22 protein-coding genes are annotated in these 25994 nt (G+C 73.4%); 8 read left to right on the forward strand and 14 right to left on the reverse strand.

All coding sequences use genetic code 11. The annotated features are described in order from the left end of the window. Positions 1 to 322: 322 nt before the first annotated feature. Together V5O46_RS06645 and V5O46_RS06650 are read left to right on the forward strand one after the other, a co-directional pair. Positions 323 to 904, forward strand: a complete 582-nt coding sequence (locus tag V5O46_RS06645) for a sigma-70 family RNA polymerase sigma factor (protein WP_332883489.1) — start codon at positions 323 to 325, stop codon at positions 902 to 904. Then, positions 901 to 2208, forward strand: coding sequence for a maleylpyruvate isomerase N-terminal domain-containing protein (locus V5O46_RS06650; protein WP_332883490.1), 1308 nt, complete (start codon positions 901 to 903; stop codon positions 2206 to 2208). The genes V5O46_RS06645 and V5O46_RS06650 overlap by 4 nt, the downstream gene beginning before the upstream one ends. An 18-nt stretch (positions 2209 to 2226) precedes the next feature. Here V5O46_RS06650 and purU read toward each other — a convergent pair whose 3' ends face one another. Next, a complete protein-coding gene (gene purU, locus V5O46_RS06655) occupies positions 2227 to 3108 on the reverse strand; it encodes a formyltetrahydrofolate deformylase (RefSeq protein ID WP_332883491.1) in 882 nt (293 codons plus the stop codon). Positions 3109 to 3210: 102 nt separating this feature from the next. After that, complete coding sequence (locus V5O46_RS06660; RefSeq protein ID WP_408648922.1) at positions 3211 to 3657, reverse strand: SCO4402 family protein; 447 nt, start codon at positions 3655 to 3657, stop codon at positions 3211 to 3213. A gap of 191 nt (positions 3658 to 3848) precedes the next feature. Here V5O46_RS06660 and V5O46_RS06665 point away from each other — a divergent pair, with 191 nt between their 5' ends. Next, entirely contained in the window at positions 3849 to 5156 is a 1308-nt protein-coding gene (locus V5O46_RS06665) for an ABC transporter substrate-binding protein (RefSeq protein WP_332883493.1), read from the forward strand. Positions 5157 to 5165: 9 nt separating this feature from the next. On the opposite strand, the gene V5O46_RS06670 is transcribed toward V5O46_RS06665, so the two are convergent. Together V5O46_RS06670 and V5O46_RS06675 are read right to left on the reverse strand one after the other, a co-directional pair. Further along, entirely contained in the window at positions 5166 to 7019 is a 1854-nt protein-coding gene (locus tag V5O46_RS06670) for a hypothetical protein (protein WP_332883494.1), read from the reverse strand. 212 nt (positions 7020 to 7231) lie between these two features. After that, entirely contained in the window at positions 7232 to 8617 is a 1386-nt protein-coding gene (locus tag V5O46_RS06675; RefSeq protein ID WP_332883495.1) for a transcriptional regulator, read from the reverse strand. 333 nt (positions 8618 to 8950) lie between these two features. Between V5O46_RS06675 and V5O46_RS06680 the strand changes: the two genes are divergently transcribed. From V5O46_RS06680 to V5O46_RS06690, 3 genes are all read left to right on the forward strand, one after another. Then, positions 8951 to 9604 carry a bifunctional DNA primase/polymerase gene (locus V5O46_RS06680; protein WP_332883496.1) on the forward strand — a complete coding sequence of 218 codons (654 nt, stop codon included), beginning with the start codon at positions 8951 to 8953 and terminating at the stop codon, positions 9602 to 9604. Positions 9605 to 9689: 85 nt separating this feature from the next. Beyond that, positions 9690 to 10469, forward strand: coding sequence for an ABC transporter ATP-binding protein (locus V5O46_RS06685; protein ID WP_332883497.1), 780 nt, complete (start codon positions 9690 to 9692; stop codon positions 10467 to 10469). Then, the gene (locus tag V5O46_RS06690) at positions 10466 to 12109 is read left to right on the forward strand and encodes a transporter (protein ID WP_332883498.1); all 1644 of its coding nucleotides are present in this window, start codon (positions 10466 to 10468) and stop codon (positions 12107 to 12109) included. Before V5O46_RS06685 ends, V5O46_RS06690 begins: the two co-directional genes overlap by 4 nt. A 101-nt stretch (positions 12110 to 12210) precedes the next feature. Here V5O46_RS06690 and V5O46_RS06695 read toward each other — a convergent pair whose 3' ends face one another. The 3 genes from V5O46_RS06695 to V5O46_RS06705 all read right to left on the reverse strand — a co-directional run bounded on the left by V5O46_RS06695 (position 12211) and on the right by V5O46_RS06705 (position 15403). Beyond that, positions 12211 to 13089: an endo alpha-1,4 polygalactosaminidase gene (locus tag V5O46_RS06695; protein WP_332883499.1), complete on the reverse strand. Its 879-nt coding sequence runs from the start codon at positions 13087 to 13089 to the stop codon at positions 12211 to 12213. A gap of 41 nt (positions 13090 to 13130) precedes the next feature. Beyond that, positions 13131 to 14015, reverse strand: a complete 885-nt coding sequence (locus tag V5O46_RS06700) for an alpha/beta fold hydrolase (protein WP_332883500.1) — start codon at positions 14013 to 14015, stop codon at positions 13131 to 13133. 695 nt (positions 14016 to 14710) lie between these two features. Then, complete coding sequence (locus tag V5O46_RS06705) at positions 14711 to 15403, reverse strand: metal-dependent transcriptional regulator (protein WP_332883501.1); 693 nt, start codon at positions 15401 to 15403, stop codon at positions 14711 to 14713. Between the two features lie 562 nt (positions 15404 to 15965). Between V5O46_RS06705 and V5O46_RS06710 the strand changes: the two genes are divergently transcribed. After that, positions 15966 to 16721, forward strand: coding sequence for an SIS domain-containing protein (locus V5O46_RS06710; RefSeq protein WP_332883502.1), 756 nt, complete (start codon positions 15966 to 15968; stop codon positions 16719 to 16721). A gap of 58 nt (positions 16722 to 16779) precedes the next feature. Here the strand turns inward: V5O46_RS06710 and V5O46_RS06715 are convergent, their stop codons facing one another. From V5O46_RS06715 to V5O46_RS06725, 3 genes are all read right to left on the reverse strand, one after another. Continuing rightward, the gene (locus tag V5O46_RS06715; RefSeq protein ID WP_332883503.1) at positions 16780 to 18180 is read right to left on the reverse strand and encodes a PAS domain-containing protein; all 1401 of its coding nucleotides are present in this window, start codon (positions 18178 to 18180) and stop codon (positions 16780 to 16782) included. 144 nt (positions 18181 to 18324) lie between these two features. Then, a complete protein-coding gene (locus tag V5O46_RS06720) occupies positions 18325 to 19182 on the reverse strand; it encodes a GNAT family N-acetyltransferase (RefSeq protein WP_332883504.1) in 858 nt (285 codons plus the stop codon). A gap of 421 nt (positions 19183 to 19603) precedes the next feature. Further along, the gene (locus V5O46_RS06725) at positions 19604 to 20704 is read right to left on the reverse strand and encodes a citrate synthase 2 (protein ID WP_332883505.1); all 1101 of its coding nucleotides are present in this window, start codon (positions 20702 to 20704) and stop codon (positions 19604 to 19606) included. Positions 20705 to 20969: 265 nt separating this feature from the next. Here V5O46_RS06725 and pdxH point away from each other — a divergent pair, with 265 nt between their 5' ends. Further along, a complete protein-coding gene (gene pdxH / locus V5O46_RS06730; protein WP_332883506.1) occupies positions 20970 to 21656 on the forward strand; it encodes a pyridoxamine 5'-phosphate oxidase in 687 nt (228 codons plus the stop codon). A 190-nt stretch (positions 21657 to 21846) separates the two neighbouring features. Here pdxH and V5O46_RS06735 read toward each other — a convergent pair whose 3' ends face one another. The 4 genes from V5O46_RS06735 to V5O46_RS06750 are packed head-to-tail and all read right to left on the reverse strand — an operon-like array spanning position 21847 to position 25938. After that, positions 21847 to 22473 (reverse strand): TetR/AcrR family transcriptional regulator, encoded by a 627-nt coding sequence (locus tag V5O46_RS06735; protein WP_408648923.1) that lies wholly within the window; start codon positions 22471 to 22473, stop codon positions 21847 to 21849. After that, a complete protein-coding gene (locus V5O46_RS06740; protein ID WP_332883508.1) occupies positions 22461 to 23195 on the reverse strand; it encodes an enoyl-CoA hydratase family protein in 735 nt (244 codons plus the stop codon). The genes V5O46_RS06735 and V5O46_RS06740 overlap by 13 nt, the downstream gene beginning before the upstream one ends. Next, on the reverse strand, positions 23192 to 24760 hold the full coding sequence (locus V5O46_RS06745; protein WP_332883509.1) for a 4-coumarate--CoA ligase family protein: 1569 nt from the start codon (positions 24758 to 24760) through the stop codon (positions 23192 to 23194). Before V5O46_RS06745 ends, V5O46_RS06740 begins: the two co-directional genes overlap by 4 nt. Positions 24761 to 24777: 17 nt before the next feature. Then, complete coding sequence (locus tag V5O46_RS06750; RefSeq protein WP_332883510.1) at positions 24778 to 25938, reverse strand: acyl-CoA dehydrogenase family protein; 1161 nt, start codon at positions 25936 to 25938, stop codon at positions 24778 to 24780. Positions 25939 to 25994: the final 56 nt, after the last annotated feature.

Genomic DNA, 25994 nt, shown 5'->3' on the forward strand with positions numbered 1-25994 from the left:
GCCCTTCACTCGGCGATACGTCCGGTTTCCCCCTGAAACGGAAGCTGCGCCTTCGCTCCTTGGGCGCGCGCCTGCCCACCGGCCGTGCCCGCAAACACGCACCCGGAAACGACGGTCGATCGAAAGAGGCTTGTTTTAGTCGCTTTCGATCCTGTTCGATCGTATCCGGATGCAAGGAGGTGGCCGTACACCGGCACTATCACCCGCGAACGGGCGGGGGCGCGCTTTGCCGCAAAGGGGCGTGCGCCGTCGGACGTGCCGACTACATTCGAGGAGACGATGGCCGCAGGCTGGAGGCACGATCAGGGGGTGAAGGGGCCGCATGGCGACCAAGGACGTACCGCTGCGCTGGGACCGCAAGATGCAGCAGCGACTGGCGCGCGGCGAGGCCGCGGCCCTCGGCGAGCTCTACGACCGGTTCGCGTCGCTCGTGCACGGCATCGCCCACCGGGTGCTCGGTGACGAGCGGGCCGCCGACGCGCTCACCCGCGAGGTCTTCGCGCACGTCTGGGAGGATCCGGACGCCTACGACCCCAGGCAGGGACCGCTGCGCACGTGGGTCGCCTCGCTCACCCACCGGCTCGCCGTGCAGCGGCTGCGCGCCACCGAGACCGCAGCCCTGGAGCGCGGCGGCCCGGGCACCGCAGCCGAGCTGGAGGACAGGGTCCGCCGCGCCTCCGTCGCCGCCCGCGCCGACTACATCGTGCAGGCCATGCCCGCCCCGCTGCGCGCCGCCCTGGAGCTGGCCTACTTCCAGCGCCGGGACTACCGCCAGACCGCGACCGACCTGGGCGTCACCGAGGACGAGGCCCGCCGCAGGCTCCGACTGGGCCTGCAACTGCTGGCCACGGCCCACGACGCGGGAGCGCCCGGGGCGCCGCCCGGATACGGAGGTGCGGCGTGAGCCGGTACGGCGGACCGGGCCGGTACGGCGACCGCAGCGGCCACGGCGACCACGACGACGGCGAGCACGGCGAGCACGGCGACGGCGGCAAGCCCCCCGGGCAGCGGCCCCGCATACCGCTGCCGCGCGCCGCGGTCGAGGACTCCGGGGTGCCGCTGCCCCCTCCCGCCGACGTCCTCCCGGAGCCGCCGCTCGTGCTGGAGCACGAGGTGCTGAAGGCGCTCCTCGGGGCGTGGGCGCTGGCCGCCTGCACCGCGCGGGAGGCGGCCGCCGTCGAGGAGCACCTCGGCGAGTGCGGCGACTGCGCCGACGAGGCGCTGCGCCTGCGGGACGCCGTCGGGCTGCTCCAGCGGCCGGAGAGCCTGGACCTGGACCCCGGCCTGCGCGCCCGCGTTCTGGACGGCTGCCTGGAGCGGCGCCCGCCGCGGATCCCGGTGCCCGGGTGGGCCGCCCCGTACGACGCCGAGACGGCGCGGCTGGACGCGCTGCTGCAGGACTTCGGCGACGCCGAGTGGCATGCGCCGGTGCGGCTGCGCTGGTTCGAGCACGACGGCCCGGCCGGCCGCCGCACCACCGTCGCCGGAGTCATCGCCCACCTGCTGACGGTCGACGGGCTGGTCGCCGTCGCCCTGGGCCTCGCCGACCCGCTCGGCGACATCACCGCACCGTCACCCGGACCCACCAGCCGCACCGAGGCGTACTGGCGCGCCGCGCACTTCCCGCCGACCCGGGCGGTGCGGGCGCCCTGGCGGAAGCAGAGCCACGGGATCCTGCGCACGGCCGCCTTCACGGGCGGCGACGCGGGCCGGCTGCCGGTCTCCTACGGCGACTTCGGGCTGCCGCTGCACGACGCCCTGGTGGACCGGGCCTTCGAGTGCTGGATGCACGGCGAGGACATCGCCGAGGCGGTGGACTACCCCTACGACCCGCCGTCCCCCGGCCACCTCAACCGCATGATCGACCTCGCCGCCCGGATGCTGCCGGAGGCTCTGGCGGCCCGCCGACGGGGCGAGCCGGCCGCCTCCGGCGCCCGTCGGCATCTGGCCGCGGCGGGCGCGCCGGGGCGCAGTGTGCGGCTGGAGATCGAGGGCGCGGGCGGCGGCGAGTGGCTCATCCCGCTGGACTCCCCCGCCGCGGTGGGCTCCGCCGAGCACGAGGTGGCGCACGTGGCGCTGGACGGCGTCGAGTTCTGCCGGCTGGCCGCGGGACACGTGCCTCCCGCGGAGGCCGCGGCGGGGCAGGTCGGGGACCGGGACGCCATCAGGGACGTGCTGTTCGCCGCAGCCGGCCTGAGCCGGATGTAGGCCCGGCCCCCCGGGTTCCTAGGCGAAGACGACCGTCCGTCGGCCGTTCAGCAGGATCCGCCGCTCGGCATGCCACTTCACGGCCCGCGCCAGCGCCTGGCACTCCACGTCCCGGCCGACGGCGACGAGCTGGTCCGGGCTGACGTCGTGGCCGACCCGCTCGACCTCCTGCTCGATGATCGGGCCCTCGTCGAGGTCGGCGGTCACATAGTGCGCGGTCGCGCCGATCAGCTTCACGCCCCGGGCGTGCGCCTGGTGGTACGGCTTGGCGCCCTTGAAGCTCGGCAGGAAGGAGTGGTGGATGTTGATGATCCGCCCGGCCAGCTGCTTGCACAGATCGTCGGAGAGCACCTGCATGTAGCGGGCCAGGACGACCAGCTCCACGTTCTCCTCGCGGACGATCTCCAGCAGCCGCGCCTCGGCCTCCGGCTTGGTGTCCTTCGTCACGGGGATGTGGTGGAAGGGGATGTCGTAGGAGCCCACCAGCTCGGCGAAGTCGGTGTGGTTGGAGACCACCGCGGCGATCTCCACCGGCAGCGCGCCGATCCGGGCCCGGAACAGCAGGTCGTTCAGGCAGTGGCCGAACTTGCTGACCATCAGCACGATGCGCATCTTGTCGTCGGCCCGGTGGATCTGCCAGTCCATCTGGAAGGTGTCGCCGATCGCCGCGAAGCTGGCCCGCAGCTTGGCCACCGTCACCGGGGCCTCCGCCGAGAAGTGCACCCGCATGAAGAACAGACCCGTGTCGTGGTCCCCGAACTGCTGACTGTCCTCGATGTTGCATCCGGTCATGAACAGATAGCTGGACACGGCGTGCACGATGCCCTGCTTGTCCGGGCAGGAGAGGGTGAGGACGTACTGGTCGGCGGGGACCGCGGTTCGGCCGGACTGCTCGCTCATGCAGGACAGGGTCCCATATCCGGCGTCACGCCCGGCGGCCGTCCCGGCACGCGGACCCACCGGGCCCGGCCCGGTCACTCAGCCCGGCTCACCAGGACCGGGTCACGCGGACCGGGTCAGGATGTTCAGGACCTCCAGCGTGCGCGGTGCCGCGTCCGGGTCCTCCCCGTCGCTGCCGGCCAGCCGGACATGTGCGTCCCGCGCCGCCCGCACCGCCTCCGGCCACGCCGGATGGTCGACGTACGCGGACACCTGGGCGTCCGGGCCGACCTGGTGCATGATCCGCAGCACCCGCAGCACGGCGGTGTCGACCAGCGCCGCCTCCTGGGAGTCCCGGAAGATGGTGCCGACGTACTTCTCGGCGGACCAGTGGTCCAGCCACGTGTCCTCGACCAGCCGGTACACCGCGTCGGTGACGTCGCCGTAACCGTCCACGCCGGCCAGCCAGACGTCCCGCTGGAAGGCGGGATCGGAGAGCATGTGCAGCGCCGAGCGCACATTGCTGCGCCAGCGCCACCACGGCATGTCGTTCAGAGGCATGCCGCCCATGGTGGAGGAGCGACGGCCGCGACGGGAAGAGTTCTCCGAACCTTGCACGGTCACCGATCGTACGTTCCCCTCCGAATGCGCCCCCTCCGCCCCCCTCCACCCCCGTCCGCCCTCGCAATTCACCTCCAGGCCACCTCCTGTTGACCGAAGATCACTCCGAGGTTAGCGGTGTGGGGGAATCGTGCGTGTCCATGACCGGCAGGCGACGCACCCCCACATCATCCTCCCCCAGCCTCCCCCGGCCCGCCCGCAAACGCGGATTCGCAGCGGGGGCGCTGGCGGCCTGTGCGTCCCTCGCCGTCGGCTGCGGGGTCGTCCCCGGTGTCACGGGGGGCTCCGGGGACGACCCGCTCACCGTCATGACCTGGGCCCCGCAGGACACCGGCGCCACCAACAAGCCCGGTATGCCCGCCTTCGCCAGCGCCTACGCCCGCTGGATCAACGAGCAGGGCGGCATCAACGGCCGCAAGCTCACGGTGCTGACCTGCAACGACCACAACGACGGCGTGACCGCCGCCAAGTGCGCCCGGCGCGCGGTCAAGGAGGGCGCGGTCGCCGTCGTGGGCTCCTACAGCCAGTACCCGGAGTCGTTCCTCCCCGTCCTGGAGGGCGCCGGCATTCCCTACATCGGCGGGTACGGCATCACCAACTCCGAGTTCACCAGCCCCCTGTCCTACCCGGTCAACGGCGGCCAGCCGACGCTGCTGGCCGGGCTGGGCACCGCGCTCGCCGAGGACTGCGGGCCGGTCACCCTGGTCCGCCCCGACACCATCGCCGGCGACCAGCTGTCCGCGCTGCTGGACTCCGGGCTGCAGGCCGGCGGGCACGACCGCGCCGCCGACCAGCGGGCGCCGGAGGACGCCACCGAGTACGGCGGCCAGTCGAAGCAGGCGCTGGAGCAGGCCACGGCGGACCCGCAGTCCGAGGGCTGCGTGGTGCCGGTGCTCGGCGACCGCACCGGCACCTTCATGGACTCCTTCCGCCGTAGCCGCGGCGACTACGACGACGTACGCACCGGAACCGTGCTGGGCAGCGTCGACCAGTCGACGATCAACGCCGCCGGCGGCGCCTCAGGCCCGTACGAGGGGTCGTACATCACCAGCTGGTACCCGGTGGCGACCGACACGCGCTGGGACCCGATGAGGAAGGTGATCCAGGAGCAGGCCTTCGGCGACAACCGGATCGACCCCGCGGACGCCGGAGTGCAGACCACCTGGATCGCCTACACCGTGTTCAAGGAGGTCGTCGAGTCCCTCGGCGACGGCGAGGTGACCGCCCGGACGATCACCAGGGCCCTCGACGACGGTCTGAAGGTGGGTACCGGCGGACTGACGCCGACCCTCAGGTGGGAGTTCGACAACAAGCTGTCGTCCGTCGGCTTCCCGCGGCTGGTGAACACCGACGTCACCATCCAGGTGGTACGGGACGGCCGGCTGGTGGCGGCGAGGAAGGGCTCCCTGGACACCACCGAGACCCTGCGCAAGGCCGACGTGAACTGACCACGGAGGTCACAGCTGGATCGGCTGCCGCTCGGTCAGGCCGTACTGCCGCGCGATCACGTTCCACAGCTTGGCCGCCTCGGCCTTCTCGGCCGAGGCCGTACCGCTCGCCCGGTTCCCGGCCTGCGTCTGGCCGGTGGTGCGGGCCTTGCCCTTCTTGCAGCCGTTCTTGCCTGCCACCTGGTCGGCCCAGGCCGCGTAGTGGTTGTCGGCCGCCGCGGAGGCCTGCCACGCCTTGGTGAGGGCGCTGGTCAGCGCCGCGTGTTCGGGCAGCTGGTCGACGGAGAGCTGCTTCAGCCGGGTGACCAGACCGGTGCGCTGCCCAGCCGCGTCGCGCAGGTCCTCGGCCGCCTTCGGGAGGTTGTCGCAGGACTTCACATCAGCCACGGCGTTGACGACGGTGGCCCGGCTGCTGCCACTGTCCGCGAGCAGTTCGTCCAGCGCCTCCGCCTGCTGCCGCCCCGGATCCGCGGACGGCGACGGCGAGGGTGACGCCGATGCGGACGGGGACGCCTCGCCCGCGGGCGCCGTCGCCGACACGGTCCGGCTGCCGTCGTCCTGGTCCTTGTCGCCCCCGCCGGCGAGCAGCGCACCGGCGCCGACGCCGACGACCGCGATACCGACGCCGACCGCCGCCAGCAGCGGCACCCGCGACCCGGTGCGCCCGCCCCGGCCGCCGCCGTCCCCGTCACCCCGGCCGCCGCCGCGCCGGCCTCCCCCACCGGGGCCGCCGGGGCCCTGCTGCGGGTACGCCGGGCGGGCTCCGGGGCGGGCGTGCGGCGGCTCGGCGAAGCCGGGCAGCTGCCGGGTGGCCTCGGCCGGGCCCTCGCCGCCCGGCTCGCTGCGGAAGAGGCTGTCGAACTCGGCCGGAGGCTGCCGCCCCGCGTCCCCGGCCGGCGCGCCCCCGTAGGGCGCCGGGCCGGGCTGCCCGGGCACGGGAGCGATGTACTGCGTGGCCTCGGCGTCGGGCCCGGGGACCGGGCCGGAGGCGGGCTGCGGCGGCGGCGCGGCGGCGGTCCGGCGCAGCATGCGGGTCTCCTCGGAGGAGCCGCCGGGGCCGGAGGAGCTCTCGGCCGGCAGCGCGCCCGGCGCGACGGGCGGTATGTACTGCGTGGCTCCCTCGTCGGCGGACACGGCCACGGGCGGTATGTACTGCGTGGCCCCGTCGTCCGCGGACGGTGCCGCAGGGGGTGCGTACCCGGGCGCGGCGTGGGTCTGGGGTGCCGCCACCGTCGGCAGGTACCGGGTGGCACCGTCGTCGGCGGAGGGCGGCGGGGGTACGGACGGCTGCCCGGTCCCGCCGTGGTGCGGCTGAGCGGCGTACTGCTGCGGAGCCTCGTACTGCTGCGGAGCCTCGTACTGCTGCGGCGTCTCGTACTGCTGCGGGGTCTCGTACTGCTGCGGGGTCTCGTACTGCTCGGGCGTCCCCTGGGGCTGGGGTGTCCCGTAGGCCGGGGGCCGGGCGTTCTCCGGGGGCAGCGGGCCCGGGCGGGAGGCCGGTGAGCCACCGGCCGGGGGCTGAGCCGCGGCGGGCCAGGCGTCGGGCGCCGCCGGGGTCTGCTGCCCGGGTGCGGGCGGCAGACCGGGCTCGGCGGAGCCCCAGGACTGGCCGGGCGCGGCGCCCCAGCCCTGCGCTGCAGCCGGTGCCTGGTTCTGCTGCGGGTCGGGTCCCCACGGCTGGTCCCAGGCCCGGCCGCCGGACGGGGCCGCGGCGGACGCGGCGCCGGGCGCGGGCGGACCGCCGGGATGGCCGACGGCGCCGGCCGGGCCCGGCAACAGCGGCTCGCCGCCGTCCGAGGGCAGCACGACGCCTTCGCGCGCGGGCCGCGCCGAGGGCTGCTCGCCCTGTCCACTCTGCGTCACCGGGACTCCTACGAATGGGGGACCGTGAAAATCGTCGGCTCACGCTACCGGGTCCCCGGAGCCCGCTGCCACGCCGTACAGGACATGACCCTTTTCCCTGCGGCCCTCCTGTGACCGCAGTAACAGAACCGTGCCGCGGCACGCTGTTCATGCCGTCCGCGCCTCATCCCGCGCCTGTTCTCCGGGCGTTCACCCAAGGGCGGAGCGGATGTTCACGCGGCCGCCCGGAGCTCGAGCCTTGCGCCGAACTCCCGTACCACCGCCTCCTCCCGGTACGGCTCCAGCCGCTGCTGGAAGTCCTCCAGGTACTCGGCGCCGCGGTCGGAGCGCAGGGTGCGCAGCAGCTCCACCGCCTTCAGACCGGTGCTGCACGCCTCCTCGATCTCGCGCTGCTGCACCCGGGCGGTGGCGAGCAGCACATAGCCGATGGCCCGCCGGCGCGCCCGGGCCTGCGGGTGCCCGGCCAGGGACTGTTCGGCGCACCGCGCCGCCGCCTCCGCCTGCCCCAGGTCCCGGTGGCAGTGCGCCAGTTCGTCGGCCAGGTAGGCCTCGTCGAAGTGGGCGATCCACGCCGGGTCGTCGCCGGAGGCCGCATCGGCGGACTCCATCGCGCCGACCGCACGCCCGGCCGAGGCCTGCGCCGACCGCGCGTCGCCCAGCAGGGCGTGGCCGCGGGCCTCGGCGGCGTGGAACATCGCCTCCGCGCGCGGTGTCACCCGCCCGCGCGCCCCCTCCTGCGCCGCGCGCGCCAACTGCGCGATCTCCCGCGGGTTTCCGAGCTGCGCCGCCAGATGGCTCATCGACGCGGCCAGCACATAGCCGCCGTAACCGCGGTCGCCCGCGGCCTGTGCGAGGCGCAGCGCCTGGATGTAGTACCGCTGGGCGAGGCCGGGCTGGCCGGTGTCCACGGCCATGTACCCGGCGAGCTCGGTCAGCCGGGACACGGCGGCGAACAGGTCACGCCCCACCGCCTCCCGGTAGGAGCCGGCCAGCAGACCGGAGACGACGCTGTTCAGATAGTGCACGACCACCGGGCGCACATGCCCGCTGCCGTACTGGTGGTCCAGGTCGACCAGCGCCTGGGTCATGGCCCGCACCGCGGTGACGTCGGACTGGCCCACCCGCGGTCCGGCCGAGCGCGCCACCTGGGAGTCGGGCCCCGAGATCAGCCAGTCCCGGCTGGGCTCGACCAGCGCGGACGCGGCCACCGAGGAGCCGGAGAGGAAGTCCCGGCGCCCGACGTCGCTCCGCCACAGCTCGCAGACCTGCTCGATGGCCCCCAGTACCGTCGGCGAGAACTGGAGACCGACACCGGACGCGAGGTTCTTGCCGTTGGCCATGCCGATCTCGTCGATCGTGACCGTGCGGCCCAGTTTCCGGCCCAGCGCCTCGGCGATGATCGCCGGGGCCCGTCCCCGCGGCTGCTGTCCGCGCAGCCAGCGGGCCACCGACGTCTTGTCGTACCGCAGGTCGAGGCCGTGCTCGGCACCGCACATGTTGACCCGGCGGGCGAGTCCGGCGTTCGAGCAGCCCGCTTCCTGGATGAGCGCCTGCAGCCGTTCGTTCGGCTGCCGCGCGACGAGAGGCCTTGCGGCCATGGCGTACCCCCTGCTTGATGGCTCGGGTGCCTGCCCACGCACCGAGTTGACGTGTCTTCCGCGGCCGACTCCCGGCCGCCCGGCGGCGAGAACCGGGCATCAGGAACCGGCCATGAAGATCAATGCCCCGCGGACGTGCCGGTGATGCGGGGTTTGCGAGGATTGCCGGGGTATCGGCGGCTGCCGGCCCCAGACGTGGCTACCCAGCTCCGGCGGCGGATCCTCCCGCGCGCCCCCGCACGTGCACCCATGCGCCCCGGATGCGGGAGGAATGCTCCTCCCCCGCGCGCGCACGGGCCGTAACCAGGGGTGGGTGCGGGAGTTGAGCTCCACGTGGAAGAGACGATCCCGGGCACCGAAGCCGCACCGATTCCGCAGCAGCGCGGGACATCGCTGCTGGAGACCGCCGTTCGCTATGCCGAGGAGCGCCACTGGGACGTGTTTCCCGGCACCTGGCTGGAAGCCGCCGACGGCGTACAGCTCTGCTGCTGCGGCGATCCCGCGTGCGCCGCCCCGGGTGCGCACCCCGTGACCGCGGACTGGCCGACCCAGGCGACCGGCAGCGCGACCGTCGCCCGCCGGATGTGGCAGCAGCAGCCGACGGCGTCGATCCTGCTGCCCACGGGGCGGACCTTCGACGCGATCGACGTGCCCGAGACCGCGGGGTTCCTGGCGCTGGCCCGGATGAAGCGGATGGAGCTGACGCTCGGGCCGGTGACGCTGGCGCCGGACCGCCGGATGCGGTTCTTCGTGCTCCCGGGGGCGGCGGTGAAGGTCCCGGAGCTGCTGCGCAAGCTGGGCTGGTCCCCGCTGTCGCTCGATCTGACGGCCCTCGGCGAGGGCGAGTACGTGGCCGCGCCGCCCACCCGGTTCGGAACGCGGGGCGCGGTGCAGTGGGCGTGCCGGCCGACGCCGGCGAACAGGTGGCTGCCGGACGCCGAAGAGCTGATCTCGCCGCTGGCCTACGCCTGCGGGCGGGACCGGTAGCCTGCGCCCGCTGTTCCGCCCCCCTTCCGCCCCTTCCGCCCGGGGCCGCCCTCCCCCGTAGGGTTCCTCCTGACGGAGGGAGAGCGTGGTGGATGCGAGCGCGGTACGCGTACAGGGGCTGTGGAAGCGGTTCGGGCAGCAGGTGGCGGTGGCCGGGATCGATCTTGAGCTGCCCGCGGGCAGGTTCATCGGGCTCGTCGGGCCGAACGGAGCCGGGAAGACCACCACGCTGTCGATGGTGACCGGGCTGCTCAGGCCGGATCAGGGCACGGTCGAGGTCGTCGGGCGCGACGTGTGGCGGGACCCCGCCGAGGTGAAGGCCCGGATCGGAGTGCTGCCGGAGGGGCTACGGCTGTTCGAGCGGCTCTCCGGCCGTGAACTGCTCGCCTACACCGGCCGGTTGCGCGGCCTGCCCGGCGCCGAGGTCGACAAGCGGGCCGCGCAGCTGCTCGACCTGCTCGACCTGGCCGGTTCCCAGCACAAGCTGGTCGTCGACTACTCGACCGGCATGCGCAAGAAGATCGGCCTCGCCGCCGCGCTGCTGCACAACCCCGAGGTGCTGTTCCTGGACGAGCCCTTCGAGGGTGTCGACCCGGTGTCCGCGCAGACCATCCGGGGCGTCCTGGAGCAGTACACCGGATCCGGTGCCACCGTGGTGTTCTCCTCCCATGTGATGGAGCTGGTCGAGTCGCTGTGCGACTGGGTGGCCGTGATGGCCGCCGGCCGTATCCGCGCCACCGGCACGCTCGCGGAGGTGCGCGGCGACGCGGACTCGCTGCAGCAGGCGTTCCTCGAACTCGTCGGCGCGGGCGGCCGGGACACCGCCGCGGGGCTGGACTGGCTGGGCGGCAGGGCCGCCCGATGAGCGCACACACCACCACCGTCCCACCGGCCTCGCCCGTCCCACCGGCCTCGTCGGCCGACTCCGTCACCTCCGTCTTCGTCCGGCTGAAGCTGTCGCTGCTGCGCAACGGGCTGCGGCAGTCGGGCGGGCGGCGGGCCGCCTACCTCACCACCGCCGTCGTCGTCCTGCTCTTCGCCGCGCTCCAGCTCATCGGGCTGATCGCGCTGCGCGGGCACGCACACATCGACTCCCTGGTGATCCTGCTGGCGGCGGTGCTCGGGCTGGGCTGGGCGGTGATGCCGCTGTTCTTCCCCGGCGGGGACGAGACGCTCGACCCGACCCGGCTGGTGATGCTGCCGCTGCGGCCCCGCCCGCTGGTGCGGGCCCTGCTGGTGTCCTCGCTGGTCGGCATCGGGCCGCTGTTCACCCTGTGCATGCTCGCCGGCTCGGTGATCGCGGTCGCGCACGGTACGGCGGCGTTCGCCGTCGGCGTCGTGGGACTCGCCCTGGCGCTGCTGGTGTGCGTGGCGCTCGCGCGGGCCGTCGCCGCCGCCAACGTACGGCTGCTGACCAGTCGCAAGGGCCGCGATCTGGCCGTTCTCAGCGGGCTGCTGATCGCGGTCGGCGCGCAGGTGGTCAACTTCGGCGCGCAGCGGCTGGGCACCTCCGGGCTGGGCCAGCTCGACCCGGCGGCCGAGGTGCTGCGCTGGGTGCCGCCGGCGTCGGCGATCGGCGCGGTGGACGCGGCGAGCGAGGGCGCCTACGGCGTCGCGGCCCTCCAGCTCGCCCTGACGGCGGCGCTGCTGGCGGCGCTGCTGCGGGTGTGGGGACGGCACCTGACCCGGCTGATGACCGCGCCCGACGGCTCAACGCTGCAGGCCGCCGGGCGGCCGGAGCGGGAGCGCGCCTCGACCGGGGCGGGCCGGCTGCTGCCGGCCGGCCGCACCGGCACCGCCATGGGCCGCAGCCTGCGGTACGTGTGGCGCGACCCGAAGACCAAGGCGGCCTGGGTGACATCGCTCGCGATCGGTCTGATCGTGCCGGTGTTCAACGCCTGGCAGGGCACCGGGTCGGTGTACTTCGCCTGCTTCGCCGCGGGGATGCTCGGCATCCAGATGTACAACCAGTTCGGGCAGGACACCTCCGCGTTCTGGATGGTCGCGATGACGATCTCCTCGACCCGGGACGCCTACGTGGAGCTGCGCGCCCGCGCCCTCGCCCTGCTGCTGATCACCCTGCCCTACGCCACCCTCGTCACCGTCCTGACGACGGCCATGCTCGGCGACTGGCGGACCCTGCCGGAGGCGCTGGGCCTGTCCTTCGCACTGCTCGGGGCGATGCTGGCGACCGGCGCCTGGACCTCGGCCCGCTTCCCCTACTCCATCCCGCAGGAGGGCAACAAGAACGTCGCCCCCGGCCAGGTCGGGCTCGCCTGGATGTCGATCGTCGGCGGGATGGTCGCCGCCGCGCTGCTGTGCGCACCCGTGATCGCGCTGACGATCTGGCTGAACGTGAGCGCGGGCGGCGACGCCCTGCAATGGCTGGTGCTGCCGGTGGGCACCGCGTACGGGGCGGCGCTGGCGGAGCTGGGGCTGCGGCTGGCCGCGCCGCGGACGGCACGGCGGCTGCCGGAGATCCTGACGGCGGTCAGCAAGGGCTGAGCCTCGCGGGGCCCCTCGGGCCTGTGGGGACCTTGCGGGCCTGTGGGGACCTTGCGGGCCTGTGGGGAGCTGTAGGACCTGCAGGGCCGGCACGGCACGCGTCAGCCGAGGTCGCCGCAGGTCCCGCGATGGTGGTTCCGGTGCCCGGGAGGTACGAGGTCCAGGTCCCGCCGGACGATGCTGAGTCTGTCGCCCCAGCCCTCGCAGGCCCTCCTCATGCCCTGCTCGGTGTACTCGATCACGATGACGTCGTCGCCGAAGGCGTCGGCGAAGTCCCCGCACTCGTCGTACTGGCCGCACTCCTCCACCACGGCGAAGTCGGCGCCGGTCTCCTCGCGGGCCGGCGCCAGTGCTGCGGTGTTCTTCTGGCCGACGGCCAGGCCCCTGTCGTGCGCGTGGGCGGCGAGCAGGGCGAGGAACGCCTTCGCGTCGTCCGCGGTGAGCAGCCCCTGGGGCACGCGGGTATAGCTGTCGTAGTTGTCGGGTTCGACGGCCTGGTAGCCCTTGGCCGCGCACTGGTCGGTCCAGGCGTTCACCTTGTGTGCGATCCGCCTGCGCTTGGCGTCGGTGTGAATGTCCAGCACGGCCTCACCCCACTCCTCGTCCATGACGACCTCGCCGGTCCTGTCCCGGAGCAGCAGATCGGCGTCCCACTCCCGCTCGGCGCCCGGCTGGGCCTGGAAGGCGTTGACGTAGCAGATGCTGTAGATCCCCGGCGCGGGCGGTGCCGTGTGGTCACGGGCGACGACGGAGACTCCGGGCTGCGGGGGGTAGGGGCCGCCGAGCTGATAGTCGAAGTCCGCGTGCACGGGCGGCAGCGTCACCCCGGCCGGCCGGGCCGGGGAGGCCGAGGAGGAGGCCTCCCCGGGGTCCGCACCGCTCGAACAGGCGGTGACGGCGATCGAGGCGGTGACGGCCGACACCGCGAGCACGGCGGCGGAACGCCGGGGACGGGGACGGGGACGGACTCGGTTACGCATGTTCCGGCAGGCTCCTGGGCGTGCTTCGGCAGGGGGCGGGGTCAGCCGGGCAGCGGAGGACACAGCGCGTCCAGGAACGGCTCGACCGCCGCGCGCCAGGCGTCCGGCTGGTCGTAGTGGACGAGGTGACCGGCGTCGGCGACCTCGGCATACCGGCCGCGCGGCAGGACGCGGACCATCTCCTGGGCCTCGGCACGGCCCAGCTCGCCGTCGAGGCCGCGCACGACCAGGGCGGGGCAACGCACCTGGGCCAGCTCCTCCCAGTGCGCGTCGTAGACCCAGGCCTCGCGGGAGGTGAGCATCCGGTCGGGGGCGAAGACCGGCCGCCAGCCGTCCGGGGACTCGGCCATCACCTCGGCGTAGAACTCGCCGCGGGCGGGATTGGGCCGCTCCACCCAGGGGTCGTCCTCGCCGAACCACTTGCGGACGTCGGCGAGCGTCGCGAACGGCACCGGCCAGGCGCGGAACCACTCGCCCCACACGCGCTGCGAGGCGGCGCCGAGCGCGGAGGCCCGCATGTCGCAGATGACCAGTCCGCGGACCAGGTCGGGACGCTTGGCGGCGAGCTGCCAGGCGGTCAGGGCGCCCATGGCATGTCCGATGAGGACGGCGGGACCGAGACCAAGCTGCTCGAGAGCGGCCTCGGCGTCCTCGACATAGGCCTCCCGGGTGTAGGCGTCCGCGTCCCCGGGCTTGTCGCTGCGGCCGTGACCGCGCTGGTCCAGGGCGACGGCGCGATGGCGCTCGGAGAGCCAGCGGGCGGTGGCAGCCCAGTGCGAGGCGCGGCCCATCAGGCCGTGCAGTAACAGCACCCCGGGAGCGCCTTCGCCGGCCGCCGCCCCGGCGACCGGTTTGGGCGGGTCGCCGAACTCCCAGGCCGCAAGGCGTACGCCACCCGTCCCGATCACGTCGATACGCCGCGCCATGGGCACCCCCCAAGCTCCACTCGGACCGCCGCCGCCCCTTCCCCGGGCCCGGCCGGTCCTGCACCGTGTCCTGCCTGCCGTACCGCCGCCACACTGCGGCCGTACTTCCGCCGTACTACCGCTGTTCCGTACCGGATGCCGTCTTTCGTGCCGCGGCCGTCCTCCGTACCGCGGCTGTCCTTCCTGCCGCTGCGGAGTGCGTGCCGCCGGGCCGCCGAGCCCTGCCGTGGGCGGCGCTGCGGCGCCGGACAGCCGTTCCTTCGGCGCCGAACACACTCTCGCGTCCGTGGCACCGCCCCGCAGATTATCGAACTCCTATTCGGAAATACTGTCCCGGCGGACAACACCCCTCATTCGAGTGACGCCCCACGGGGATTGACCGCCGCCACGGCGGGGAGATCTTCACCGGGAGGCGGACCGCTCGGGGAAACCGGTCCGAGGGGAATGACCCTGAGAGCTCGGGGCTCCGGGTCAGCACAGGGGAGGACAGGCCCCGGCGCTGCTCAGCGCCGGGGCCCTCTGACGTCGTCAACGGCACACCCTCCCCTCCGTCCGGCTCGGCGGGCCCCCGTGACATCGCTGTCACACCTCGACCGGTGGTCATCACGTCGTTTCCCTCACGCGACAGCCTTGCACGCGGAGCGTCGGGGCGCTGCGATACGGCTCACGCCCTCACGACCCGACGGCGCGCCGGGTCAGCGCTTGGCCACGAACACGTGCGAGGCGATGTCCGCCTCCAGCTCGGCCGCCTCCCCGCCGCTGCCGACCAGCACCCCACCGGGCGACTCCGTCACGCTCACCACCGAGCCGGGCTGCACACCCGCCCGCCGCAGCGTGTACATCAGCTGGGCGTCCTTCTGGATCGGCTCGCCGATCCGGCGCACCACCACGGTCTTGCCCTCCACGCCCGGGTCGAGGTCGGCGAGCGACACCATCCCCTCGTCCAGGAACGGGTCCGCGCCGTCCTTCTCGCCCAGCTCCTCCAGGCCCGGGATCGGGTTGCCGTACGGCGACTCGGTGGGGTGCCGCAGCAGCTCCAGCACGCGGCGCTCCACCGCCTCGCTCATCACGTGCTCCCAGCGGCACGCCTCGGCGTGCACCTGCTCCCACTCCAGCCCGATCACATCGACGAGCAGGCACTCCGCGAGCCGGTGCTTGCGCATCACGCGTGTGGCGAGCCGACGGCCCTCGTCGGTGAGCTCCAGGTGCCGGTCGCTGGCGACGGACACCAGGCCGTCGCGCTCCATCCGCGCCACCGTCTGGCTGACCGTCGGGCCGCTCTGGTCGAGCCGCTCGGCGATCCGGGCACGCATGGGGACCACACCTTCCTCCTCCAGCTCGAGGATGGTGCGGAGATACATCTCCGTGGTGTCGATCAGTCCGGACATTCGTGCCCCTTGATGAGATTGCCGGAGGCTCGACCGCTCCGGCGCGTGCGCTGGCCCTGCACTCAATTCTGACGCATACCACCGACAACCGTGTCTCGCCGGTAAAACGCGTGGGTTGCGCCGGGATGGGCGGACGGCGCGCCCGCCCGCCCGCGGGCGTATTGACACGGCGTTGGTCCAGACCTCACCGTGATCCGCGACACCGCCACTGCCACTGCCACTGCCACTGCCACTGCCACTGTGAAGGGGATCCGCTCGACCTCCCCCTTGTGAACGAGGGGGATTCCCTCCCTCGCGGGTCGGGTTTTCTGCTTCACAGCCCGTTGCCACCCGGGGTTACCAGCTAAGGACGGTGCACCGCCCATGGTCTTGCACAAGCTCCGCAGACCTGACCTCCCGCCGGCCCGGGGTAGGCCGGTGCCGGGGCCTGTGTCATCACCCCGAACCGGCCCGCCGAGCCTACGGCCTTCGCCCTGAAGGCGAAGTTCCGCTTCTTGCCCTGCTCCGCAGGGGTTTCGTTCCCTCCCCCACCTGAAGGTGGGGTATCCACGAAAGGACTCAGATGAGCGACCGCAGGCCGGCCGGCCGGTTCCTCGACGCGGCGATCGACCTGCTGCACCGCGTGCGCGACGAGGAGGCCGCGTCCGTCGAGGCGGCCGGCACCCTGCTCGCCGACACCGTCGAGCAGGGCGGCCGGCTCTTCGCCTTCGGTGCCGGGCACTCCTCGCTCCCCGCCCAGGACATCGTCTACAGGGCCGGCGGGCTCGCCCTGATGAACCTGCTCACCGTCCCCGGCGCCATCGGCGTCGACGTGATGCCCGCCACCCTCGGCTCCGCCCTGGAACGGGTGGACGGCCTGGCGAGCGCGGTACTGGACTCCTCACCCGTCCGCGAGGGGGACGCCCTGGTGATCATCTCCCTCTCCGGCCGCAACGCCCTGCCGGTGGAGATGGCCATGAACGCCCGCGCTCTCGGCGTCAGGGTCATCGGCGTGACCTCGGTGGCCTACGCCACCGAGACCAGGTCGCGGCACGCCTCCGGGACGTTCCTGAAGGACCACTGCGACATCGTCCTCGACTCCAAGATCGCGGTCGGCGACGCGGAGCTCACCCTGGACACCGTGCCCGCCCCGTTCGCCCCCGCCTCCACCGTCGTCACCGCGGCGCTGCTCCAGGCGGTGATGGCGACGACGGCCGCGTCCCTCGCCGACCGCGGCATCGAGCCCCCGCTGCTGCGCTCCGGCAACGTCGACGGCGGCCACGACTGGAACGGGCGGGTGCTGGAGCAGTACCACGACCGGATCTTCTACCGGCACTGAGCCGGACCGACGGCCCCCGCCCGGGCGGCCCGGCCGGCCACGCCCGCGCCCGGGACGGCTACCGCGGCTTCTCCACCGCCCACGCCAGGTCCAGCGCCATCGCGATCCGGGCCGCGACGTCCTCCGCGTACGTCGTGTCGGCCCGCTCGAACGAGCTGCGCCCGGCACCCCGCAGAAACGTCACCACACCCAGCGTCCGCCCCCGGCTGCGCAGCACCGCGCACAGGGCGTGCACCGCGTCCTCGGGCCACTGCCGCGCCACCGCCCACTCCCGCACCCGGTCGGCCGCCATCGCCCCGGCACTCGCCCGCACCGACCCGGCCCGCTCCGCGCACTGCACCGCCGGATGCCCCTCGCCGTACCGCACCGGCAGCCCGGCCGCCCCGGACGGCAGACTCGGCCCCGGCGCCCCGGACGGCGTGGCCGCCAGCCGCACCAGCCGCACCGGCTCCTCGGTGTCGCCCCCGGCCGGCGTCTCGCCGGCCACCCGGTCGATCAGCGCGTGGTCGGCGAACCCGGCCAGCGCGAAGTCCAGATGCACCGTGGCCGCCTCGGCCGGGTCCTCGCACTCGGCCGCGGCCCGCGCCGCCCGGTGCAGCTGGTTGGTGCGGAACCGCAGCAGCGACGCCTCCTGCTCGCTCTGCTTGGCCTCGGTGACGTCCTGGAACAGCCAGCCCACCCCGAGCGGCACCGGCTCCTCCGCCAGCGGCGACGCCAGCCGCAGAAACCCGCTGCGCCAGCAGCGCGGCCGATCCCCCTCGGGGGTGCGCACCGCGACCCAGATCTCGGCGGGCGCGGGCGGCGCGCCCTCGGCCAGCACATGGGTGAGCGCGCTCTCCAGCTCCTCGACGCCCTGCGCCAGCAGCTCGCCCAGCGGCCGGCCCAGCACCGACGTGCGCCCCGTGCCCAGCGCCCGCGCCGCATGCGCGTTGACCACCGCAGGGCGCAGATCCGCGTCGACCAGGACCACGCCCCAGCTCGCGTCCTCGAACAGGGCCTCGCTCAGCGCGATGGACCGCTCCAGGTCGATCTGCGCATGCACCTCGCTGAACGCGCAGTACAGCCCCGCGGGCCGGCCGTCGGGCCCGCGCACGGCCGCCGACTGGGTGCGCACCAGCACCCGCCCGCCGTCCTTGGTGAGCAGCGCGAACTCGTGCACCTGCCGCCCCTGCGCCCGCATCGCGGACAGCAGCCGGCCCTCGACCTCATCGGCGTCCGCACTGCGCACCGCCCAGCCGGCGAAACCCTGCCGGCCCACGGCCTCCGCCGCCGTCCAGCCCAGGATCCGCTCCGCCTCCCGGTTCCAGTGCGTGACGACGCCTTCGGCGTCGAAGGCGCACAGCGCCGCGTCCATCCCGTCGAGCAGCGCGGCCAGCAGGTCCGCACTGTCCCGCTCGGGCTGCTCCGGTCCGTCCGGCCCCAGCTCGTCGGTCGTCCCCCTACGCCCGGAAGCACTCACCTGGACCCCCTGCAGGCTGTGTCCGCCGTACGGCGCGTCGATTTCTCACTGGCCTTCATTCAACTCGAACGTGATGCAGCACACATCCGGTTCCCGCAAGATTGCGGGAATCGTTGCGCGCCGGAGATCCGGCATACGCCCCCGTCACCGGCCCGCGGCCGGCAGCCGGAGGTCGATCCACTCGGTGCCCTGCCCTCCGGGTTCCCCGTCCAGCACGTACCGCTCCCGCTCGACGAACCCGCGCGCCTCCGCGAACCGCAGCCCGTCGGTGTTGGCGGCCAGCACCACCGTCCCGATCGCCTCGGCGCCCTGCACGCGCGCGTGCCCGAGCCCCTGCTCGTACAGCGCCGCGCCGATCCCGCGCCCCCGGAAGGCGGGCAGCACCCGGGCGATCACGGTCGCGGCCCGCTCGGCACCCTCCGGTGGCCGCACGGTGGAGCAGCCGACGAGGACCTCGCCGAGGTAGGCGTTCTCCAGCCGGTACCGTCCGGCGCGCTCGCGCACCTCGTCCAGGGACAGCGCGGCGGGCGGCACGATCTCGTTGTGCACCCGCTGCCAGTCCCGCAGCATGTCCTCGTCCTCGACGACCCCGGTGCGCAGCCCGGACACGGCTCCGCGGCGCGCGTACACCTCGATCTCGATCTTCATCCGCTCGTCGGCGAGCCCGCAGACCATCATGGTCGCCGCGGGCAGCACCTCTCCGAACGCCCGCCGCAGCACCGGCCAGCAGGGCTCGAAGTCCTTGCGCTCCGGCAACAGGTACCGCACCCGCACGACGTCCGCGAGGGTGCACCCCGCCTCGCCCAGCGCCGCCCGGATGTTCCGCAGGACCTGCTCGGCCTGCTCCACCACGTCCTCGGAGATCGTCATCGTGGCGTAGTCGAACCCGGTCGTCCCGGACACGTGCACCCAGTCACCGTCGACCACGGCCCGCGCGTACCCGATCCGCTGCTCGTACACCGACCCGCTGAGAACCGCCCGTCGCCCCACCCGCTGTGTCATGCACGGAACGCTAGGTCCCCGGTGGCCGTACGTCCATCGGTGGTGGTACGTCCGTCGGTGGTGGTACGTCCGTCGGTGGTGGTACGTCCGTCGGTGGCCGTACGTCCGTCGGGGAACCCCTCGGAGCCGAAAAACGGTTGAGCATCCGGCAGGCGGCTTCCTAGGGTGTGGAGTACACGAGAAGGGAGGTGGTTCGGCAGATGTATGGATACCGGACGCGTGAGGTGGCTGCGGGCTAGCGGTCCGCCACCACACCGAGTGCGGTGCCGGACCAGCGCGTGAGCGAGACGCGCAGCCGGCCCCAATCCCAGCAGTCACCCGACCCGCGAGTCGCCGGTACGTCCGGCCGGCTCCTCCACGGAGGAACCAGACTCGCGGGTCGTCTGCGTCTCCGGGCCCCTCCCGGCCCCCTTCCCGCAGGTCAGCCGGTGAGGTTCGCGTGGCCCTCGATCGCGCGGGGGTCGCGGGGGCCCGGGCCGACATAGCGGGCGGAGGGGCGGACCAGGCGGCCGGTTCGCTTCTGCTCCAGGATGTGCGCCGACCACCCGGCGGTGCGGGCGCAGGTGAACATGGACGTGAACATGTGCGCCGGGACCTCGGCGAAGTCCAGCATGATGGCCGCCCAGAACTCCACGTTGGTGGCCAGGACGCGGTCCGGGCGGCGGTTGTGCAGCTCCTCCAGGGCCGCCTTCTCCAGGGCCTCGGCGACCTCGAAGCGGGGGGCGCCCAGTTCTCGGGCGGTGCGGCGCAGGACGCGCGCGCGGGGGTCCTCGGCGCGGTAGACGCGGTGGCCGAAGCCCATCAGGCGCTCGCCCTGGTCGAGGGCCTTCTTGACGTACGCCTCGGCGTCGCCGGTGCGCTCGATCTCCTCGATCATGCCGAGCACGCGGGAGGGCGCGCCGCCGTGCAGCGGGCCGGACATGGCGCCCACGGCGCCGGAGAGGGCCGCGGCGACGTCGGCGCCGGTGGAGGCGATGACACGGGCGGTGAAGGTGGAGGCGTTCATGCCGTGCTCGGCGGCCGAGGTCCAGTAGGCGTCCACGGCGGCGACGTGCTTGGGGTCGGGCTCGCCGCGCCAGCGGATCATGAACCGTTCGACGACGGACTGCGCCTTGTCGATCTCACGCTGCGGGACCATCGGCAGCCCCTGGCCGCGGGCGGACTGGGCGACGTAGGAGAGCGCCATGACGGCGGCGCGGGCGAGGTTCTCGCGGGCCTGCTCGGCGTCGATGTCCAGCAGTGGCTTCAGGCCCCAGACGGGGGCGAGCATGGCTAGCGCCGACTGGACGTCGACCCGGATGTCGCCGGAGTGCACGGGGATCGGGAAGGGCTCCGCCGGGGGCAGGCCGGGGTCGAAGGCGCCGTCGACGAGGAGTCCCCAGACCTTGCCGAAGGAGACGTGGCCGACCAGGTCCTCGATGTCGACGCCGCGGTAGCGGAGGGCGCCGCCCTCCTTGTCCGGTTCGGCGATCTCCGTCTCGAACGCGACGACTCCTTCGAGCCCGGGTACGAAGTCGGACATCAGGCGGCTCCTCATGGTCGGTGGTGCATGTGTATGGCGCCAGGCGGACGTGCGGGTGCGCTGTGGTCGCCGCCGCCGTGGATCCACGGTCGTCGTCCCGACTCGCGGTCCCGGCGGTCACCGGTGTGATGCCCCGTTCGACCGGGGGTCATCCGAACCGAACGGTCACAGCACGATATCCGCGAGTGCCACCCGTGGGGAGCGGTTGCGGCACTCAGTGCCATGACGTGACGAAGGACACCGCGGCGGGGGCCGGGGCGGACCGATGCGGCAAGATGTCGGCGTGACCGACCGAGACGCCGCCCCCTTCGATCTCGCCTCGATGCGCAAGCACTACCGGGCGGAGGGGCTCTCCGAGACCGAGCTCGCCGCCACCCCCGTCGAGCAGTTCGCGCGCTGGTTCAAGCAGGCCGCGGTGGAGGGGGGCATGTTCGAGCCCAACGCGATGGTGGTCTCCACCGCCGACGAGCGGGGCCGGCCCAGCTCCCGCACGGTGCTGCTGAAGCACTTCGACGAGCAGGGCTTCGTCTTCTACACCAACTACGACTCCCGCAAGGCGCGCGAGCTGTCCGCCGATCCGTACGTGTCGCTGCTGTTCCCCTGGCATCCGATGGCCCGCCAGGTGATCGTCTCCGGGGTGGCGCGGCCCACCGGGCGGGACGAGACGGCCGCGTACTTCCGGACCCGGCCGCACGGTTCCCAGCTGGGCGCGTGGGCCAGTGCACAGTCCTCGGTGGTGGCCTCGCGGGCCGAGCTGGATGCCGCCTACGCCGAGCTGGCGGCACGCTATCCGGAGGGCGAGCAGGTGCCGGTGCCGCCGCACTGGGGCGGGTTCCGGGTGGCGCCGGAGTCGGTGGAGTTCTGGCAGGGCCGGGAGAACCGGCTGCACGACCGGCTGCGGTACGTGGCGGAGGCGGACGGCGGCTGGCGGGTGGAGCGGCTGGCTCCCTGAGCGGCCTTCGAGGCCGTCGAAGTCTTCGGGGCCTTCGGGACCTTTTGGATCTCCGAGGCGTTCGGGCTCTTCAGCGGTCTTCAGCGCTCTTCAGGACATCCAGGGACTCCGGGGCCTCCAAGATGTTCGAGACTTTCGGGACCTCCGGCCCGGCCGACCGGGTGCCGGGTGCCGGGTGCCGGGTGCCGGGTCAGCCAAGCACCCCGTCCAGCAGGCGTGCCCACTGGGTGACGACCCGGTCACGGCGGGCGGTGTCGTCGGTGAGGAGGTTGGCGAGGCCGAGGCCCCGGGCCATGTCGAGGAGGCCCTGGACGGTCTCGCGGACGCCGGGGCGGGCCTCGTCGGCGCCGAGCAGCTCCACGGCGATGCGGTGGGTCTCGCGGCCGACGCGGGCCTCCAGCTCGGTGACCCGGCCGCCGAGCTGCTCCTCGTTGGAGGCGGCGACCCACAGGTGAAGGGCGGCGCGGAAGAGCGGGCCGGTGTAGAGGTCGACGAGGGCGGCGACGACCTCGCGGCGGTCGGCGGCCCGGGAGCCGTCGGGGAAGAGGGCGCGCAGGGCTGTGGAGCGCTCTTCGGCGACGTACTCGACGGCCGCGGTGAACAGGTCCTCGCGGGTCGGGAAGTGGTGCTGGGCGGCGCCGCGGGAGACGCCGGCGCGTTCGGCGACGACGGAGACCGTGGAGCCGGCCCAGCCGTGTTCGGCGAGGCAGGCCACGGCGGCCTCCAGCAGCCGCTGCCGGGTGGCCCGGCTGCGGTCCTGTTTGGGGACGCGTTCCGCCCGGTCGACCGTGCTCACGGCACCGTTCACACCACCCATTCCGGATCCCGTCGTTCGAGGAAGGCCGTCATCCCCTCGCGGGCCTGCGGGGCGGAGAACAGCCGGGCCGAGAGCGCGGTCAGGTCGGCCGCGTCCCGGTCGAAGGTCTCCAGCACCCTAGCTGTGAGCAGCCGTTTCGTCTCGGCCAGGGCCTGCGGTGAGGCATGACGCACACCGTCGAGGACGGGTTCGAGTACCGCGTCCACGTCGTCGCCGACCGCGGTGAGCAGGCCGATCCGGGCGGCCTCGGCGGCGTCGAGGCGTTCGCCGGTGAGGTAGTAGCGGGCGATGGCGCGGGGGTCGGTGCGGGGCAGCACGGGGAGGCTGATGACGGCGGGGGCGACGCCGATGCGGACCTCGGTGAAGGCGAAGGTGGCCTCCCTGGACGCGGCGGCGATGTCGCAGGCCGCGAGCAGACCGAGGCCGCCGGCCCGGACGTGCCCGGTGACCCGGGCGATCACCGGCTTGGGCAGTTCGACGATCTGCCGGAGCAGCCCGACCAGGGCGTCCGGGTCGGGCGGGTCGCGCAGGTCGGCGCCGGCGCTGAAGGTGTTGCCGGTGTGGGCGAGCAGGACGGCACGCACCTCGGGGTCCTGGCCGGCGGCGGTGAGGGCGGCGGCGAGGTCGCCGACGAGGGCGGCGGACAGGGCGTTGCGGTTGTGCGGGGAGTCGAGGGTGAGGGTCCCGACTCCCCGGGTGCTGCCGCGGGACACGGTGGTCACGTGCGCTCCTTCAGCTCGCGGCGCAGGATCTTGCCGCTGGCGGCGCGCGGGACGGCGTCGATGAAGGTGACCCGGCGGATGCGCTTGTAGGGGGCGACGCGTTCGGCGACGTACATCAGGACCTCTCCCTCGGGCAGGCCGGCGGCGGTGGGCTGGCGGACGACGTATGCGTGCGGTATCTCGTTGCCGTCGTCGTCCCGGTCTCCGGCGACGGCGGCGTCGGCGATGCCGGGGTGGGTGAGCAGGAGTGCTTCGAGCTCGGCCGGGGCGACCTGGAAGCCCTTGTACTTGATCAGCTCCTTGACCCGGTCGACGACGAACAGCCAGCCGTCCCGGTCGATGTGCCCGACGTCGCCGGTGTGCAGCCAGCCGTCGCTGTCGATCATGGCGGCGGTGGCGTCGGGCCGGTTCAGGTAGCCCTTCATCACCTGTGGGCCGCGGATCAGGATCTCCCCGGACTCGCCGGGGCCGAGGTCCTTGCCGGGGTCGTCGAGGGAGACGATGCGCATCTCGGTGCCGGCGATGAGTCTGCCGACGGTGCCGGGAGGCGCGTCGGCCATCGCGTCCAGTGGGACGACGTGGGTGCCCGGGGAGAGTTCCGTCATGCCGTAGGCCTGGCCGACCGGGGGCAGGCCGAGGCGCTGGGAACAGGCGGCGGCGAGCTTGGCGTCCAGCGGGGCGGCGGCGCTGACCAGGTACTTCAGCGAGGACAGGTCGTACTCCGCGACCTGGGGGTGCTTGGCGAGGGCCAGCACTATGGGCGGGGCGACGTACAGGCCGGTGATGCGGTGATTCTGGATGGCCGCGAGGAACGTCTCCAGGTCGAAGCGGGGCAGGACGACGACGGTGGCGCCCTGCATGAGCGGCGCGTTCATCAGGGCCGTGAGCCCGTAGATGTGGAAGAAGGGGAGAACCGCCAGGATCCGGTCACCGGGAGTGGACGGCAGGGCGGGCTGCAGCTGGGCGAGGTTGGTGGCGATCTGCCGGTGGGTGAGCATCACGCCCTTGGGGATGCCGGTGGTGCCGGAGGAGTACGGCAGTGCGGCGACGTCCTCGGCCGGGTCGACGGCGATGTCGGGTTCGGGTGCGGCCGAGGCCAGCATGTCGATCAGGGAGCGGTGGCCGGGTGCGCTGTCGCACACGAAGATCTCCCGGACCCCGCCGGACAGTTCGGCGGCCCGCCGCGCGGACTCCAGCAGGGGTGAGACCGTGATGATCCAGCGGGCCCGCGAGTCCCCGAGCTGCTTGGCGAACTCCTCCGCCGTGGCGAGCGGGTGCACGGTGGTGACCGAGGCGCCCGCGCGCGTGGCGGCGTAGAAGGCGACGGGGAAGGAGATGGTGTTGGGGCTGTGCAGGGCGAGGACGTCGCCCTTGCGCACACCGGCCTCGGCGAGGGCGGCGGCGACACGCCGGTGGAACCGGTCCACCTGCTCGTACGTGAGGGTGGTGCCGTCGGTGCCGTCGATCAGCGCCGGAGCGGGGCCGAACTCGGCGGCCCGGCCGAGCACGGCCTCGTGGATGGGCTGCTCGACGGGCGGGACGTCTGCGTACGCGCTGCGGAACACGGTTCCTCCAAGGCGGCCTAGTACGACTTGGGCAGACCCAGGGTCTGGTGGGAGACGTAGTTGAGAATCATCTCCCGGCTCACCGGTGCAATACGAGACACGCGTGCCGCCGTTATCAACGAGGCCAGCCCGAACTCCCGGGTGAGGCCGTTGCCGCCGAGGGTGTGCACGGCCTGGTCGACGGCCTGCACACAGGCCTCCCCGGCCGCGTACTTCGCCATGTTGGCGGCCTCGCCCGCGCCCGCGTCGTCACCGGCGTCGTACAGGCGGGCCGCCTTCTGCATCATCAGCCGGGCCAGCTCCAGGTTGATGTGGGCCTGTGCGAGCGGGTGGGCGATGGCCTGGTGGGAGCCGATGGGGGCCTTCCAGACGGTGCGTTCGCGGGCGTACTCGACGGCCTTGGTGACCGCGTAGCGGCCCATGCCGATGGCGAACGCGGCGGTCATGATCCGCTCGGGGTTCAGTCCGGCGAAGAGCTGCAGCAGCCCGGCGTCCTCGTCGCCGACGAGCGCGTCCGCGGGCAGCCGCACGTCGTCCAGTACCAGCTCGAACTGCTTCTCGGCGGCCCTGAGCTCCATGTCGATCGGACGGCGCTGGAAGCCCTCCGCGTCGCGCGGGACGATGAACAGGCAGGGCTTGAGGTTGCCGGTACGGGCGTCCTCGGTGCGGCCGACGATCAGGGTGGCGTCGGCGTGGTCGACGCCGGAGACGAACACCTTGCGGCCGGTCAGCAGCCAGTCGGCGCCGTCCCTGCGGGCGGTGGTGGTGATGCGGTGGCTGTTGGAGCCGGCGTCGGGCTCGGTGATGCCGAACGCCATGGTGCGGGTGCCGTCGGCCAGGCCCGGAAGCCAGGTGCGCTTCTGCTCCTCGGTGCCGAAGCGGGCGATGACGGTGCCGCAGATCGCCGGGGAGACGACCAGCATGAGCAGGGGGGAGCCGGCCGCGCCGAGTTCCTCCAGGACGATGGAGAGTTCGGTGATGCCGCATCCTCCGCCGCCGTACTCCTCGGGGAGGTTGACGCCGAGGTAGCCGAGTTTCCCTGCCTCGGACCAGAGTTCGGTGGGCTGGCGGCCCTCTTCCACCGTGCGGGTGAGGTAGTCGCGGCCGTAGCGTTTGCCGAGGGCGGCGACTGCGGCGCGGAGAGCCTTCTGTTCGTCCGATTCGATGAGGGGGGTCACTGGGACTCCTTCGGCTGCGGGTGGTCTGTTGGTTGCTCGCGCAGTTCCCCGCGCCC

Source organism: Streptomyces poriticola, assembly GCF_036689765.1.
In the GTDB taxonomy this organism is placed as follows: Bacteria; Actinomycetota; Actinomycetes; order Streptomycetales; family Streptomycetaceae; genus Streptomyces; species Streptomyces poriticola.

Bases quoted from the DNA above. Each gene is read 5' to 3' on its own strand.
- pdxH (WP_332883506.1), top strand. From the start codon at position 20,970: ATGCGGCAAGATGTCGGCGTGACCGACCGAGACGCCGCCCCCTTCGAT.
- V5O46_RS06675 (WP_332883495.1), bottom strand. From the start codon at position 8,617: ATGGCCGCAAGGCCTCTCGTCGCGCGGCAGCCGAACGAACGGCTGCAG.
- V5O46_RS06660 (WP_408648922.1), bottom strand. From the start codon at position 3,657: ATGGGCGGCATGCCTCTGAACGACATGCCGTGGTGGCGCTGGCGCAGC.
- V5O46_RS06695 (WP_332883499.1), bottom strand. From the start codon at position 13,089: ATGCGTAACCGAGTCCGTCCCCGTCCCCGTCCCCGGCGTTCCGCCGCC.
- V5O46_RS06645 (WP_332883489.1), top strand. From the start codon at position 323: ATGGCGACCAAGGACGTACCGCTGCGCTGGGACCGCAAGATGCAGCAG.
- V5O46_RS06720 (WP_332883504.1), bottom strand. From the start codon at position 19,182: ATGACACAGCGGGTGGGGCGACGGGCGGTTCTCAGCGGGTCGGTGTAC.
- V5O46_RS06665 (WP_332883493.1), top strand. From the start codon at position 3,849: ATGACCGGCAGGCGACGCACCCCCACATCATCCTCCCCCAGCCTCCCC.
- V5O46_RS06705 (WP_332883501.1), bottom strand. From the start codon at position 15,403: ATGTCCGGACTGATCGACACCACGGAGATGTATCTCCGCACCATCCTC.
- V5O46_RS06700 (WP_332883500.1), bottom strand. From the start codon at position 14,015: ATGGCGCGGCGTATCGACGTGATCGGGACGGGTGGCGTACGCCTTGCG.
- V5O46_RS06725 (WP_332883505.1), bottom strand. From the start codon at position 20,704: ATGTCCGACTTCGTACCCGGGCTCGAAGGAGTCGTCGCGTTCGAGACG.
- V5O46_RS06710 (WP_332883502.1), top strand. From the start codon at position 15,966: ATGAGCGACCGCAGGCCGGCCGGCCGGTTCCTCGACGCGGCGATCGAC.
- V5O46_RS06690 (WP_332883498.1), top strand. From the start codon at position 10,466: ATGAGCGCACACACCACCACCGTCCCACCGGCCTCGCCCGTCCCACCG.
- V5O46_RS06735 (WP_408648923.1), bottom strand. From the start codon at position 22,473: ATGGGTGGTGTGAACGGTGCCGTGAGCACGGTCGACCGGGCGGAACGC.
- purU (WP_332883491.1), bottom strand. From the start codon at position 3,108: ATGAGCGAGCAGTCCGGCCGAACCGCGGTCCCCGCCGACCAGTACGTC.